Raw genomic sequence first — 16341 nt, forward strand, 5'->3', positions numbered from 1 at the left:
ACTGAATCATGAGTATTTATTTACTTTCCGATGCAAAAATTCTTGAAAATATGACCCAAAACCTCTTCAGTGCCAACCTCTCCGGTGATCTCAGCCAGATAATGTAAACATTCGCGAATATCCTGTGCCAGGAAATCGCCGGTAATTTGCATATCAAGTCCGTTTAATACACGCAAAATCGCTGCGTGCGCATTTTTAAGTATTTCGTAATGGCGGGCATTGGTAACAATTACATCCTGTTGTTCAGCTTCCTCCATATTTATGGAATGAGTCATATAATCGATCAACTCCTCGAGATTTTCCTTTTGTTTTGCAGCTATAAATACGGCTTTTTCGTTATCGGTGAGTTCCATTAACTCAATTTGCTGAATGGTGTCTCGCAAACCGGAATCGATTTTATTCGCCACAATTATAAGTGTTTGATGCGGAGCAATTCGTTCGCGAATCTTTTGAATACGGCTTTCTACAAGCGGGTAGGGATTATTGGTATCAACTACCAGCAAAACAACAGTTGCCTGCTCCAGCTTGCTGTAACTACGCTCAATTCCCAGGTTTTCAATCTGGTCTTCGGTTTCACGAATTCCGGCAGTATCGAAAAAGCGGAATGCAGTTCCATGAATATTCACCACATCTTCAATCACATCACGTGTAGTACCATGGATATCCGAAACAATAGCCCGGTCTTCATTCAATAAAGCATTTAGAAGTGTAGATTTTCCAACGTTGGTTTCGCCAACGATGGCAACCGGAATACCATTTTTAATGGCATTTCCCAGTTGAAACGAATCTTTTAGCTTTCGTAACAACTTTTCGATTTGCTCGGTTAGTTTGTGCAAGGCAGTTCGATCAGCAAATTCCACATCTTCTTCGCTAAAATCCAACTCAAGTTCTACCATTGCAGTAAAATGCAAAAGCTGGTCGCGTAAAGCACTGATTTCTTTCGAAAAGCCACCGCGCATCTGGTTCATGGCCAGTTTGTGTGCAGCAGCATTCGAAGATGCAATTACGTCAGCCACCGCTTCCGCCTGCGAAAGGTCCATTTTTCCATTCAGAAATGCACGTTGCGTAAATTCACCTGGTAAAGCTAAGCGTGCTCCGTTTTCAACCAGCACATTCAAAATACGTTGCTGAATATATACAGAGCCATGACATGAAATTTCAATAATATCCTCGCCGGTAAACGAATGTGGCGCACGAAACAGTGCAATAACCACTTCGTCGATGGTTTCTTCACCCGAAACGATTTTTCCAAAATGAAGCGTATTTGCAGCCTGATCGGCAAGTGACTTACCTATTTTCGGACTTTCATAAACACTGTCGCATATTTTAATCGCATCGCTACCTGAAAGGCGAATTAACGCAATTGCTCCAACTCCCGGAGAGCTCGAAATAGCGCATATTGTTGACTGATCTAACATTTTCGAAATCTTTTCGCAAAGATAGACCATTATTTTGATTAGTTTTAAAGCAGTATAAAGGCATTTAAAAATGGATCTTCTACTAAAAGAAACGTCAAAAATCATTAAACAATCCAATTTCACAATTGCATTTACGGGTGCCGGAATTTCTGTCGAAAGCGGAATTCCTCCTTTTCGAGGAGGACATGGACTTTGGAACAAATATGATCCGCAAGTGCTGGATTTAAGCTACTTTTTAAACAACGCTGAACACTGCTGGACATACATTCGAGAGATATTTTATGACTTTTTTGCCGATGCCAAACCAAATGATGCTCACCGTGTATTGGCAAAAATGGAAAGCAACAATCTGTTAAATGCTGTTGTTACCCAAAATATCGACAATTTGCATTACGAGGCCGGAAGTAAAACTGTTTACGAATTTCATGGAAATTCAAAAAAACTTAAATGCCTGAAATGCGGAAAGGTTTATGATGCAAAAGACATTGATTTTGCGAATATTCCACCCAAATGTAATAACGACGGGGAAATACTTAAACCCGATTTTATATTTTTTGGAGAAGGAATACCACACGATGCTTATGCCGACTCGTTTGCTTCGGCCGAAAAAGCTGAGGTTTGTATCATTGTCGGATCTACAGGAGAAGTAACACCTGCATCGTACGTGCCTCGTACAGCAAAGCAGGCAGGAGCAACCATTATTGAAATTAATCCCGAAGAAACGATTTTTACATCGGCAATTACCGACATCCATTTAAAAGGAAAAGCCGCCGAAATTTTAAATCAATTAGACGAACTACTCTTTTGAATTTTTCAACCAAATGTTTGAAGTTTATAGTACGAGTGAACTTACTTTGCCCGTAAAGCAATTAATCTACAGTTCATTTTCCGTATAACTTGAAGAAAATTTATATTTGCGCTACGAAAAACAAATACGATGGCTACCTCATTACCGATCGTGGTCATCGAAATTAAAATTATAAAAGATGAAATTACTTGAAGGAAAAACAGCGATTATCACCGGTGCTTCTCGTGGTATTGGTAAAGCAATTGCTGTAAAGTATGCACAGGAAGGGTGCGATGTTGCCTTTACCGACCTTTTTGAAGATGACAATATGAAAGCTACGGAAGAGGAATTAAAAACCTACGGTGTAAAAGCCAAAGGATATGCTTCTGATGCAAGTAATTTTGAAGATACCGACCGTGTTGTAAACGAAATTGTTAAAGAATTTGGTCGTATCGACGTGTTGGTAAACAATGCTGGTATTACAAAAGATACGCTGTTAATGCGAATGACTGAAGACCAATGGGATGCAGTTATTAATGTTAACCTAAAATCTGTTTTTAACTTTACAAAAGCAGCTCAACGCACGATGTTAAAACAACGTTCGGGTTCAATTATCAACCTGAGTTCGGTTGTTGGTGTTAGCGGAAATGCAGGTCAGGCCAACTACTCGGCATCTAAAGCCGGTATTATTGGTTTTACCAAGTCTATCGCACGCGAACTAGGTTCTCGTGGTGTTCGTTCAAATGCCATCGCACCTGGTTTTATCATTACAGAAATGACCGGTAAAATCCCTGAAGAAGCACGTAAAGCATGGGAAGCTTCAATTCCATTAAAAAGAGGTGGAACACCTGAAGAAGTAGCAGGTGTTGCAACATTCCTTGCGTCTGATCTGTCGTCGTACGTTAGCGGACAGGTTATTACTGTTTGTGGAGCAATGAACACTTAAAAAACATTATAAAATCAAAGGAAAGCTGTCTGCAAAGGCAGCTTTTTTTGTTTCTTTGCGGTAATGAACCACAAAGCCTTATTCGTTGGATTGACCACAATCGACATTCAATATTTTATTGATCAGATTCCGGTCGTCAATACCAAAATTAAAACCAGCATTCCTGATATTCTTGTTGGAGGTCCGGCAACGAATGCTGCCGTTGCGTTTGCATATCTGAACAAAATGGCAACGCTTGCCAGTCCTGCAGGCTTGAATGCTTTTTCATCTTTTATCGATCAGGATCTGAATAGTGTAGGAGTAGAACATTTTGATCTGGCTTATGGTCAGGAATTTGAAACCATTTTGGCCACGGTCCTGACTTCTAAAAACGGCGATCGAACAATTATATCGCATAATCCGAAACAACTCGAGAGTACGATAATGCCACAGAAATTGATCGATCTGGTAAATCCTCAGCTATTATTAGTTGATGGCTTTTATCCTGAATTCAGCATTGAATGTGCTCGTATTTGTAAAGAGCGGGGTATACCTGTAGTTTCCGATTGTGGAAGTTGGAAACCTCAATTTCATGAGCTTTTTAACTATATCGACATTGCAATTTGTTCGGCAGATTTTATGCCACCAAACTGTACAACTCAGCAAGAATTGTTTGATTATATGAATTCGAAAAATGTAAAATCGATTGCCATTTCAAATGGCGGATCAGAAATTGAATATTTTTCACAGGGAAAGAAGGGTAGTGTTTCAGTTCCGGACGTTGAAGTGAAAGACACACTGGGTGCCGGAGATTTTCTCCACGGCGCATTTTGCTATTATTTTCTTGACCACAACAACTTTGAAACAGCCCTGCAAAAAGCTGCAGTTTTGGCTTCATTTACATGTCGTTTTGAGGGCACCCGCCAATGGTTAAATTTTAATCATAATGCTTGACTTCTAAAAAATAATCCGTAAATTGTTTTTATCGGGGGTAAGATAAATAGATAGTATGTTAAATAAATCAATCGCTTATCGATTAAGCGTTTATATCTCTTTGGCAGTTATAGGCGTCTTTATTGCTTTTATAGGCATATTCTTTCTGTTTAATCAAACATTAATTAAAGAAAGTGTCAAAAATCAGGCGATGACACAAAGTTCGGGAGTAACCGGCAATGTTCGACGCCATGTGGTTACTACTTCTGAAGTAGCGAAAAATATTGCCGACCAGGTAATTTTTTATGGTCAACAAGATCATGTCGACCTGTTTATTAAAAGTTTGATTGATAAGTATACGTTTTTGAATGCAATCTTTATCAATATTGATTCAACCGTTACCGATTTGCAACACTGGAGTTATTTCACATATAAAGAAGGCGATACAACAGCGCTGGTGAGGGGAGAGCATAGCTACCAGGAATGTATACAAGAACAGGAACATTTTGAAAATCTGCTTACCCATCCTTCAGGAGGCTGGTCGGAACCTTATTTATGCAAAAGAAATAATTCGGTGGTAGTAGCTTATTGCGCCCCGATTTTCATAAAAAATACTGATAAAAAAGAGATTCGTGTTGGGAATGTCATTTGTGAACTATCGCTCGCTGAGTTAAACAAAGAAGTCAACGGCATGAAAATCGGCGAGGAAGGTTTTGCACTTTTGTTATCGAAAGAAGGAGTTTATATTACACATCCAAAACCGGACTGGGTGTTAAACAGAAGTATTTACGATCTTCCTGGCGAAGTGTACAAAAGAAACATGAGTGCCAGAACCGACAGCATTCTGAAATCCCGGAAACCGGGAACTATGATTGGATACCCGGAAATGTTAAACTACGAAAAGGCAATGGTTTATTATACGCCGATTGTAGAAAACGGCTGGACACTGGTATCAGTGCTGCCTTATAATGAATTGTATGAACCGCTTTTTATGCCTGTTCTGCAAATGCTGTTTTTCTCTGTATTGGGAATCCTAATCATTTATCTAACTGTTACTTATATCATTAACAGACAGATTGAACCGTTAAGTAATGTAACACAACAGTTAAAACGCTTCAGTAATTTAACAGGGCCTTATACGAACATTCCGGAGAATGAAGTTATCCAGGTTGCTGAAAGTTTAAATTACATGAAATCGTGGTACGAAAAGTATCTTCAAACGCAATCGGATGAGAAGCGGAAAAGAGAACAGCGCCACGAGGATATGAAACAAGCTTCCGAAATTCAACAAAGTTTTATTAAAACTATCTATCCTGCATTTCCTGATCGCACAGATATTGATCTTTTTACGACTTATAAACCGGCAAGGGGAGTTAGCGGTGACTTGTTCGACTACTTTTTTATCGATGACGACCACCTTGTTTTAACAATGGGAGACGTCTCAGGGAAAGGAGTTCCGGCAGCATTTTTTATGAGTGTGGCACAAACAACAATAAAAACAAATGCGCTCGTTCCCGATGCCAAAAGCATTGTAAAAAGGGCGAATAAAGAACTTTGCACCAGCAATCAACATCAATTCTTTTTGACTTTATTTCTGGGAATATTAAACTTAAAAACCGGCAACCTCGAATATTGTAATGCCGCACATACTCCCGGTTATGTGTTAAAACGCAATGGCAAATTACTGGGACTCGATCAATCGCATGGTTTGCCTTTAGGATTGTACCCCGATAAATCATACAGTTCTGCAAACATTCAACTCGAGAAAAACGACACGCTGATTTTATATACCGATGGAGTTACCGAAATGCTAAACGAAGATGATATGCATTATGGAGTTGAGCGGTTTGAAGAGAATTTAAAATCGTTGGTGGGCCTTAGTCCAAAAGAGATGACAAAACGATTGGAAACCAGCTATAAAACCTACCGTGGACATGCATTACAATCGGATGACATTACCATGCTGATATTTAATTATAAAAAGGCATAAAAAAAGGAGGTTTTCAAACCTCCTTTTCCATTCTATCTTATTGAAAATCTTATTCTTTCAATGCTTTTTTATTGGATAAAATCCGCATTTGCAGCTTTTCATTTTTCTTATCGAAACCTACCGAAATTGTATCTCCTTCAGTAATCGATGCTTTAATGATTATTTCAGCCATTTCGTCTTCCAGGTATTTCTGGATGGCACGTTTTAATGGTCGTGCACCAAATTGTGGATCGTAACCTTTTTCTGCAATAAAATCTTTTGCTGCCGGAGAAATTTTCAACTTGTAGTTCAGTGCTTCCACACGTTTGTACAAATCTTCAATTTCAATATCGATGATACTGAAGATGTGTTTTTTCTCCAGCTGGTTAAACATTACCACGTCGTCAATTCTGTTCAGAAATTCCGGTGCAAATGCTTTTTTAAGCGCCTTTTGAATGATGTATTTTGCATGCTCATTTTCCTCTTCAGGCGTTTTTGCAGTAGAGAAACCAACACCGCGGCCAAAGTCTTTCAATTGGCGCGAACCGATGTTTGAAGTCATGATAACAATCGTATTTCTAAAATCGATATTACGTCCCAAACTATCTGTTAATCGTCCTTCGTCCATCAATTGCAGAAGGATATTAAACACATCGGGATGTGCTTTTTCAATCTCATCAAGCAGAACAACAGAATAAGGTTTTCTTCTAACTTTTTCAGTCAGCTGACCACCTTCTTCGTACCCAACATATCCAGGAGGCGCTCCAACCAGGCGAGAAACGGCAAATTTCTCCATGTATTCACTCATATCAATTCGGATCAACGAATCCAAATTATCGAACAAATACTTGGTTAATACTTTTGCCAGCTGGGTTTTTCCAACACCGGTAGGACCAAGGAAAATAAATGTTCCGATAGGGCGATTCGGATCTTTCAAACCTGCACGGTTACGTTGAATAGCTTTAACAATTTTTGCAATTGCTTCGTCTTGTCCAACAACCTTGCCTTTCAAATCGTTACCCATATTCATCAGGCGTTTGCCTTCAGCTTGTGCAATCCGTTGTACCGGAACTCCCGACATCATTGCAACTACTTCAGCAACTTTATGCTCGTCAACCGTTTCGCGATGATTCAAAAGATCTTTTTCCCACTTTTCTTTTGCATCTTCCAAAAGGGTGAGCAGGTTCTTTTCTTTATCACGATAATTGGCTGCCAACTCGAAATTCTGACTTTTTACCGCCGCAATTTTGTCTTCTTTGGTCTTCTCTATCTTTTCTTCCAGTTTAACGATACTGTCCGGAACATTAATATTCGAAATATGAACACGCGATCCGGCTTCATCCAATGCATCGATAGCTTTGTCCGGCAGATAACGATCGGTAATGTAACGCGCAGTCAATTTCACACAGCTTTCAATCGCTTCTGGTGTGAATATTACATTATGGTGATCTTCGTATCGTTCTTTAATGTTATTCAAAATCTCGATGGTCTCGTCGATTGAAGTTGGATCAACCATAACTTTCTGGAAACGACGTTCCAGCGCACCATCTTTTTCAATTTGCTGGCGGTATTCATCAAGGGTAGTGGCACCAATACATTGAATGTCGCCACGTGCAAGAGCCGGTTTTAACATGTTTGCCGCATCCAACGATCCGGTTGCACCACCTGCTCCAACAATGGTATGAATTTCGTCGATAAACAAAATTACATTGTTTACTTTCGACAGCTCATTCAATATAGCTTTCATACGCTCCTCGAATTGCCCACGGTATTTTGTGCCGGCAACAATCGAAGCTATATCCAGGCTAACCACGCGCTTGTCGAATAAAATGCGTGATACTTTTTTGCTTACAATACGCAGCGCCAAACCTTCGGCAATTGCCGATTTACCAACACCTGGCTCTCCAATAAGTATCGGGTTGTTTTTCTTTCTACGACTAAGAATTTGTGCCAAACGCTCAATTTCTTTTTCCCTGCCAACAATCGGATCAAGACTGTTTTCTTCTGCTAATTTGGTAATATCAATACCAAAATTATCAAGAACAGGCGTATCCGATTTTGCACCGGCAGCTTTCTTCGAACTTGAACTTCCCGAAGAAGATCCTTTTCCGAAACCTTCAGCAGGTTCATCGTCGTCGCTATCCGGAAAATCCGATTTTGCTTCCGGTTGTTTGTAGTCCTGAAGTTGCGATTTAACCATGTAGTAGTTAATTCCTAACTCAACTAAAAGTTGCGTTATCAAACTGTCATTGTCTTTCAATATAGCTAGCAGAAGATGCCCGCTGTTGGCTGTCGCACTTTTAAACGAACGTGCCTCCAAATAAATCAACTTCAATGTTTTTTCAGTTGATTTCAGCATGATCAAATCGGCTTTCTGATTTATATCTTTATCCGTGCGGACTTTGCTTTCAATGAGTCTTTTAACCTCGACCAGGTCAACACCTAAATTTTCAAGAATATCAGTAGCAGTACCTTCGCCTTCTCTCAAAATTCCTAAAAAAAGATGCTCTTGGCCAATGTAGTCATTTCCCAAACGAATTGCCTCCTCCCGGCTATATCCAATAATGTCTTTAATTCTTGGTGAAAATTGTGAATCCATATACAAGTATCCTTTTATCTCGTTTCAACAAATACTATTCCCAAAAGGTTGAAACACTAAATTAAATAAATTTTGAAGCGGCAACATGTCTTATTGGCAGAAGTTATCCAAAGGTAACCTAAACATCATGAATAATGTCAGTTGAAATGTTAATATCTTCTTATCAAAAACTTGTAAAAGGCTTTTAAATATGCGCGTTACACGGATGATTTTACTATTTTTGTGGGTCTTTTTATTTGATAAATAATTTTGAAAGGAGATATAATGACAGAAGGTGAAAAAATTATCAGAATAAACATTGAGGAGCAGATGAAATCTGCCTATATTGATTATTCCATGTCGGTAATTGTCTCGCGTGCACTACCAGATGTTCGCGATGGTTTTAAACCGGTACACCGCCGGGTTTTATTTGGCATGCACGAATTAGGAATTCTTTCCAATCGTCCATATAAAAAGTCGGCCAGGATTGTTGGGGAAGTACTTGGTAAGTACCACCCGCATGGCGACTCTTCAGTATATTTTACCATGGTACGTATGGCGCAAAACTGGTCGTTACGTTACCCAATGGTTGACGGACAGGGAAACTTTGGTTCTGTTGATGGCGATAGTCCAGCAGCGATGCGTTATACAGAAGCAAGGATGTCGAAAATTTCGGAAGAAACTTTAGCGGATTTAGATAAAAACACAGTTGATTTTCAACCTAACTTCGATGAATCGTTGGGAGAACCTACCGTGTTACCAACAAAAATCCCTCAGTTGCTTGTAAATGGAGCTTCGGGAATTGCTGTTGGTATGGCAACAAATATGGCTCCGCACAATCTTAGCGATGTAATTGACGCTACCATTGCGTACGTTGAAAACAACGACATCGAGATGGAAGAGCTTATCGATATTGTTAAGGCGCCTGATTTCCCAACAGGAGGAATCATTTATGGTTACCAGGGGGTAAAAGATGCCTACGAAACCGGTAAAGGGCGTATTGTTATCAGAGGTAAAGCTCACATTGAAAACGAAGGTGGTCGCGAGAAAATCGTTGTAACTGAAATTCCTTACATGGTTAACCGTGCAGAAATGATTCAAAAAACTGCCGACCTGGTTAACGAGAAGAAAATTGAAGGTATTTCGAATGTTAACGATGAATCGGACCGCGAAGGAATGCGTGTGGTTTACGATTTAAAACGCGATGCAATGAGCAACGTTGTTTTAAACAAATTGTATAAATACACTCAGCTACAAACGTCGTTTAGTGTTAACAGTATTGCACTGGTACATGGCCGTCCAAAAATTCTGAACCTGAAAGACCTGATCAAACATTTCGTTGATCACCGTCATGAAGTGGTTACACGCCGCACGCAATACGAATTGGAACAAGCTGAAAAGCGTGCCCACATTCTGCAAGGTTTAATCATTGCCAGCGACAATATTGATGAAGTAATTGCAATTATTCGTGGATCTTCAACTCCTGAAGAAGCCAGAAACAGATTAATCGAACGCTTCGAATTGTCTGAAGTTCAGTCGCGTGCAATTGTTGAAATGCGTCTGCGTCAGTTAACAGGTCTTGAACAAGACAAACTGCGTAAAGAATTTGAAGAAATAATGGCGCAAATCGAACATTTGAAAGCCATTCTTGCCGACGTTAATTTACGTATGGCAATCATAAAAGAAGAGCTTCAGGAAGTAAAAGATAAATACGGTGATGAACGACGCACAGAAATTGTTCCTAACGCCGAAGAATTTAATCCTGAAGATTTTTATGCTGATGAAGAAATGGTAATCACCATTTCGCATTTGGGCTACATTAAACGTACGCCGCTTACCGAGTTCAGAACTCAGGGAAGGGGAGGAATCGGTTCAAAAGGAAGTACCACCCGCGATGAAGACTTCTTAGAGCATATTATTATTGCCTCAATGCACAACACCCTTTTACTGTTTACAGAAAAAGGAAAGTGTTACTGGTTGAAGGTTTATGAAATTCCGGAAGGAACAAGAGCTTCAAAAGGTCGTGCAATTCAGAACATGCTGAACATTGAACCTGATGATAAAGTATTGACATTTATTAAAGTTAAAACACTTGCAGATCAGGAATTCATTAATAATAATTACATCATTCTTGCCACCAAAAAAGGAATTATCAAGAAAACCACATTGGAGGCTTATTCACGTCCACGTCAAAACGGAGTAAATGCAATTACCATTAAAGAAGGCGACCAACTACTTGAAGCTCGCTTAACAAACGGTAACAGCGAAGTTATGCTGGCTGTACGTTCGGGTAAAGCAATTCGTTTTAACGAAAGTATCGTTCGTGCTATCGGTAGAACAGCATCAGGAGTACGTGGAATTACCCTTGGTCACGAGAACGATGAAGTAATTGGTATGGTTTGTGTAATGGATGAGAACGAAGATATCCTGGTAATTGCCGAAAACGGATACGGAAAACGTTCTAAAATTGATGATTACCGTATTACCAACCGTGGTGGTAAAGGTGTAAAAACCATGAATATAACCGAGAAAACAGGTGAGTTGGTAGCCATTAAGAGCGTATCAGACGACAATGATCTGATGATAATTACGCACAAAGGAATTACCATCCGTTTAGCGGTTAGCACCATCTCGTTATTAGGTAGAGCAACACAAGGAGTGAGGGTTATTAACTTAAGAGATGATGACAGTATTGCATCGGTTGCACGTGTTAGCGTTGAAGAAGATGCAGAAGAAGCTCCTGAAGAGGGATCTGAAAATATTGATAATGAACAAAATAACTTAGAACAAGAATAAATTATTGTTTATTTTCAATGTTGTTTGAATAAAATTTGAAAACATATAATTTTGTGAACTTAACATTAGTTGAAAATTAAGTTGAACGATAATATTCTAAAATTTTTAAAAAGGTATAAAAATGAAAAAAACTATTATTCTACTAGCCCTGGTAATTTGTGGTTCTGCTGTTTTTGCGCAGAAAGGAAAGGTTACCAGTGCCCAGAATCTTAAAGACACAGGTAAATTGGATAAGGCTTTGGAAGCTATTAATGAAGCTGTAGATGCCTCAAACGAAAAAGCAGAGAAATCTCTTCCATGGCCAAAAACATGGGAAGTTAGAGGTGAAATTTATCAAGCTATTTTTGCAAGCCAGGATGAGAACATTAAAGCGTTAAGCGAAGATCCTCTTACTACAGCTTTGGAATCATACAAAAAAGCAATTGAACTTGATGACAAAGATAAATTTGGTAATAGTGTAAAAATCAAACTTACTTTATTAACCAACGACCTGACCAATCAGGCAGTTGAAGCATTTAACAACAACGATTACGAATTGGCGCTAAAATCATTCGAGCAAATTCTTGAAATTCAGGACATCCCTGTTGTTAAAAAAGACAATCCTGGTGCAATTGATACAGTTATTTTATTCAATTCAGGTTTAGCTGCATATAATGCTAAGAATTATAAAAAAGCGATTCACTACTACGGAGAATCAGCTAAATACGGATACAACGGTGCAAGAACTTACGCATTGATTTCTGATTCGTATATTCAAATGCAAGACACTGTAAATGCGTTAAAAACAGTTCAGGAAGGTTTCGAAAAATACCCTGAAGACAATAACGTTTTGACAAGCATGATTGACTTGTACATGAAAATGGGTAAGAACGAAGAAGCGTTGAAATACCTGGATATGGCAATTGAGCAAGATCCTAGCAACGTAACTTATTACTTTGCCAAAGGTGCATTATATGAAAAATTTGGTGAGGAAGAGAATGCAGTAGCAGCTTATACTAAAGCAGCTGAAGTTGATCCAACTTTCTTTAACGCGTATTATAACCTTGGCGCACTTTATTACAATAAAGGTGTAAAACAAATTGAGTTTGCTAACTCGATTCCAGCTAACGAAAACGAGAAATACGAAGCTGAAAGTAAAAAAGCAGACATTTGGTGGGAAAAAGCACTTCCTTACATGGAAAAATGTCGCGAGTTAAATCCGGAAGATGAAATGACATTGGAATCATTAAAGAACTTGTACTACCGTATGAAGAATATGGACAAGTACAACGAGATTCTTGAAGTGTTAGGTCAATAAGATATTATAAGGAAAGGAGGGAAATTCTCTCCTTTTTTTACATATATTAATATTTACATAATATCAATTATAGGACACGTGTATTATTTTGCATATTATGGAAATCTTTCAATAATACGCCCAGCTCTGCTGATTTTATGTAAAGATGTCTACAGTGTTTTTGCGATATAATTTCCCTATAATTTTAAATTATGTCTGCGTTCATTCCTCGCTTGCACTTGTTTAAATCCACTCGGGTAAATTAAAACGGACAAGCCTAAGGCGTCTTAGATTATGCTATTCTGAATAACTAATAACGTCCTTATCGCATTCGCTCAGATTTTGATTTACTGAACAGTTATAAGGAAATTAATTTTTAAGCAAATCTCAGCGCGTTAAGTTTTGAATAGATTTTTACCCATTGATAGATTACTATTGCAGAAAAGTCAAAACTTTCCGTAGCAAAATTAGACAACCATCCTACTTATCATAACGAGAATAGTAGCGAGATTTATAGAATAAGATTCTTCTATACGGATCTGCATAAAAAAAGCCGGCTAAATAACCGGCTTCTTCATTATATGGAATGATTTTATTCGTCTCCATCCATTTCATCAATTACCCTGATTTTATCCCGGAGTAATTCAATTTTCTGCTTGGTAACTTCAATTTTCTTTTTCACATCTTCGATCAACGACTCGGCGTTTTTCGATTTAGCAAAGAAACCAATATTATTATCCAATAAAACAAGGTCGTTCTCCAACTGTTTCATCTTATTCATATACTTATCGCGTTCCATGCGCATTTTATTCTGCCCACGTGACGATTCAGAGAAAGACGACATTTTATTTTTGAATTTCAACAAGTTACGTTTCTCTTCGTCGATATTCAATTCATCGAATAATTTGTTTATCGCGTCGCGGAACTCAACTTTAATGTCATCCTTTTTCTTAAACGGAACATGACCAATTTCTGTCCATTTACGCTGGAATTCTTTTAACGACTCCAGGTTTTTATCGTTGTCCTCTGCAGGCTTAAAGTTTTGAACTTCTTTAATCAGTTCTTCCTTAAGTTTTAAGTTATCAACCTGTTCGGTATCAACATCCGAAAAATGTTCCGATTTTTTATCAAAGAAAAAGTCGCAGGCTGCTCTGAATCTTTTCCATAAGATATCGGAATGTTTGCGCGGTACAGGCCCAATTTCTTTCCATTTCTTTTGGATATTGATAAAATCCTGCGTTGTTTTTTTCCAGTCGTCACTATCTTTTAACGATTCGGCCTGAACACATAAATCTGTTTTCAGCTGAAGGTTATTTTGCTGACTTTCTTTGTTTTTCGCATAAAATGCACGTTTCGTGTCAAAAAACTTATCACAAGCCGTACGGAAGCGCTCATAAATTTTGTTGTTATCTTTTCTTGGAGCAAAACCAATTGTACGCCAAACTTTTTGTAATTCAATAAGTTGTTTCGATTTTTCGTCCCAGTCTTTATGCTTGGTTATTTCTTCCAGTATAATCTCTTCAGCTTTTTCGCACAAGGCTGTTTTGGCTTCAAGATTTTTCTTTTGTTCTAATTTCCGATTCTCAAAAAAGTCCTGGTGTTTTTTGTTGATCTTAGTGGTAGCCGCTTTAAAGCGTTCCCAGATATCATCTTTTTGTTCGCGCGGAACCGGACCAATTTCACGCCACTGATCGTGATATTTCTGAAGTGTATTAAACGCTTTCAAGATCGAAGGTTCTTCAACCAGCAACTCCTCTGCCCTCTCGCAAAGTTTTATTTTTGCCTCCAGGTTTTTCTTTAAATCAAGGTCGCGTAACTCGCGGTTAATCTTAATATAATCGTAGAAATTCTCAACATGAAAATGGTAAGTATCCCAGAGATCTTTCATTTTTGATTGAGGAACCAGGCCAATCTCACGCCATTCGCGTTGCAGATCACGGAACTCGTTAAAGGTTTTATTAATTGATTCTTCGTTATTAATCAACCCTTTAATTTTCTCGATTACATCGTATTTTTTCTGCAGGTTGTCTTCTTTCTCGCCTTCCATCTTTTTGTTGAAGTCGATTCTGATCTGACGGTATTTTTTTAACAGGTCCTTGATATCCTTTTCATACGGATCATCCTCAGGCTTAAAATCGTCCTCAGTACCACCTGCATCAATAAATTTCTTCTTTTCTTCTTCAATTGTTTCGTTAAGATTTTTGTAGAAAACCGCTTTTATGGCCTCTACATCATCTTTTATCTCGTAGTCGTTATTCTCATCTTCAATAATATCACGAAGTGCATTCACTAGCTCCACCTGCGAGTGGTTTGAATAATCTACAGGTTCTTTTTCCGGAACCGGCTCCGCTTCTTGTTTTGGGGCTTTTGCCTCGTCTTTCGCTGTTTCCTGATCTTCTTTCTCTGATTCTTTTTGTTCTGCTTCAACAGTAGTTGTTTCTGTCTCCGTAACTTCTACTTCCGGTTCTGAAGCATCTTCCACTTTTACCTCTTCTTCAACAGCTGCATCTTCTACAGGAGTCTCAACTGGTTTCTCCTCTGGTTCTTCAGCCTTTGCTTCGGTTTTGGGTTCTTCTGCCGGAGTTTCTTCAACAGGTTCTTCGGTTTGTGCAGATACAGGTTCTGATGGTGTTTCAGCTACCTTTTCTTCGTTAACCGTTTCTGTAGTAACAGGTTTAGTCGCTTCATCCGAAGTTGTTTCAACTTCAGAATTCTTAGGTTCAGATTTTTCCGTACGCTTTAACTCTTCAGAGTTTTTTAGATCTTTAGGTTCCATTTACACAATTTTTACATCGTTTTTCAACGATTTACATGATATCATTCACCTACGAAAATAGGGAAAACCACATTAATACTCAATTATTAAGTAAAAATAATAGTTTCCTATTTATATAGCAGTTGTAAATCAAATGGTTAAGCGGACAATAAAATATATGTTACATGCGCTAAAGACCTTATAACGAGTATTTTTTAGCTCAAATAGGCGGATATCAAGGGATCGACAGTTATGAATCGGTTAGAAAATTGCAGAATATTAGCGTTTTCAGCAGTTTATGTGTACAAGTCTTATATGTTTTCTAAATATGTTCCTAAACATTCCTAAAAACTTAAATATCAACACATAAGACATTTTTTATGTGTTTCGATTATAGTAAATTACAACTTTCTAAAAATTCAGGGATACCTACTAAAATTTAAAAAATGGGATAAACATTTTATTCTTAAGCAAACGTAATTCGTGTCGGAGCCAAATGGCCGAAGCGATATTAAGAAACTACGACGATAAACTGAATATTTTTTCAGCCGGATTAGATCCCGTTGACCATGTTAGTCCGATAGCAATTGAGGTAATGGCTGAAGTCCGTATAAACCTCGAGCAAAGTGTTCCGCATTCTTACACGGATTATAAAGACATGGATTTTGATTACTTGATAACCGTTGGCGAAGGCACAAACGAAGAACTTAATATCCACAACGTACATTTCAAAAAGAAACTGCATTTGGGTTTCAGAAGCCCTTACAAAGGAGCTAAATCGCCGGAAGAAATAAGGGACAGATGTCGCGAAGTGCGCGACGAGTTACTCCTGGAAATGGATTATTTTTATCGCCGTATACTAAAAAACAAGGCATCCACGAATTAATGAATGCCTTGTTTTTGA

General features: G+C 38.4%; 10 protein-coding genes. 7 read left to right on the plus strand and 3 right to left on the minus strand.

Annotation, left to right across the window (positions count from 1 at the left end):
* Window positions 1-20: 20 nt before the first annotated feature.
* The gene (mnmE, locus tag SLH46_RS10640) at window positions 21-1418 is read right to left on the minus strand and encodes a tRNA uridine-5-carboxymethylaminomethyl(34) synthesis GTPase MnmE (RefSeq protein ID WP_320281168.1); all 1398 of its coding nucleotides are present in this window, start codon (window positions 1416-1418) and stop codon (window positions 21-23) included.
* A gap of 70 nt (window positions 1419-1488) precedes the next feature.
* Between mnmE and SLH46_RS10645 the strand changes: the two genes are divergently transcribed.
* From SLH46_RS10645 to SLH46_RS10660, 4 genes are all read left to right on the plus strand, one after another.
* Window positions 1489-2226 carry an SIR2 family NAD-dependent protein deacylase gene (locus tag SLH46_RS10645; protein ID WP_320281169.1) on the plus strand — a complete coding sequence of 246 codons (738 nt, stop codon included), beginning with the start codon at window positions 1489-1491 and terminating at the stop codon, window positions 2224-2226.
* A gap of 178 nt (window positions 2227-2404) precedes the next feature.
* Window positions 2405-3151, plus strand: coding sequence for a 3-oxoacyl-[acyl-carrier-protein] reductase (gene fabG, locus SLH46_RS10650; RefSeq protein ID WP_038562024.1), 747 nt, complete (start codon window positions 2405-2407; stop codon window positions 3149-3151).
* Between the two features lie 63 nt (window positions 3152-3214).
* Entirely contained in the window at window positions 3215-4084 is an 870-nt protein-coding gene (locus tag SLH46_RS10655; protein WP_320281170.1) for a PfkB family carbohydrate kinase, read from the plus strand.
* 190 nt (window positions 4085-4274) lie between these two features.
* Complete coding sequence (locus SLH46_RS10660; RefSeq protein ID WP_320281171.1) at window positions 4275-6053, plus strand: SpoIIE family protein phosphatase; 1779 nt, start codon at window positions 4275-4277, stop codon at window positions 6051-6053.
* Window positions 6054-6102: 49 nt separating this feature from the next.
* Here the strand turns inward: SLH46_RS10660 and SLH46_RS10665 are convergent, their stop codons facing one another.
* Complete coding sequence (locus SLH46_RS10665; RefSeq protein WP_320281172.1) at window positions 6103-8631, minus strand: ATP-dependent Clp protease ATP-binding subunit; 2529 nt, start codon at window positions 8629-8631, stop codon at window positions 6103-6105.
* A 264-nt stretch (window positions 8632-8895) separates the two neighbouring features.
* On the opposite strand from SLH46_RS10665, the gene gyrA reads away from it, so the two are divergent.
* A complete protein-coding gene (gene gyrA, locus SLH46_RS10670) occupies window positions 8896-11406 on the plus strand; it encodes a DNA gyrase subunit A (protein WP_320281173.1) in 2511 nt (836 codons plus the stop codon).
* Between the two features lie 121 nt (window positions 11407-11527).
* Window positions 11528-12703, plus strand: coding sequence for a tetratricopeptide repeat protein (locus SLH46_RS10675; protein WP_320281174.1), 1176 nt, complete (start codon window positions 11528-11530; stop codon window positions 12701-12703).
* A 571-nt stretch (window positions 12704-13274) separates the two neighbouring features.
* Here the strand turns inward: SLH46_RS10675 and SLH46_RS10680 are convergent.
* On the minus strand, window positions 13275-15458 hold the full coding sequence (locus SLH46_RS10680) for a DUF349 domain-containing protein (protein ID WP_320281175.1): 2184 nt from the start codon (window positions 15456-15458) through the stop codon (window positions 13275-13277).
* A 436-nt stretch (window positions 15459-15894) separates the two neighbouring features.
* On the opposite strand from SLH46_RS10680, the gene SLH46_RS10685 reads away from it, so the two are divergent.
* The gene (locus SLH46_RS10685) at window positions 15895-16323 is read left to right on the plus strand and encodes an arsenate reductase/protein-tyrosine-phosphatase family protein (protein WP_320281554.1); all 429 of its coding nucleotides are present in this window, start codon (window positions 15895-15897) and stop codon (window positions 16321-16323) included.
* The last annotated feature ends 18 nt before the right edge of the window (window positions 16324-16341 follow it).

The organism is Draconibacterium sp. IB214405, from assembly GCF_033963885.1.
Lineage (GTDB): Bacteria > Bacteroidota > Bacteroidia > Bacteroidales > Prolixibacteraceae > Draconibacterium.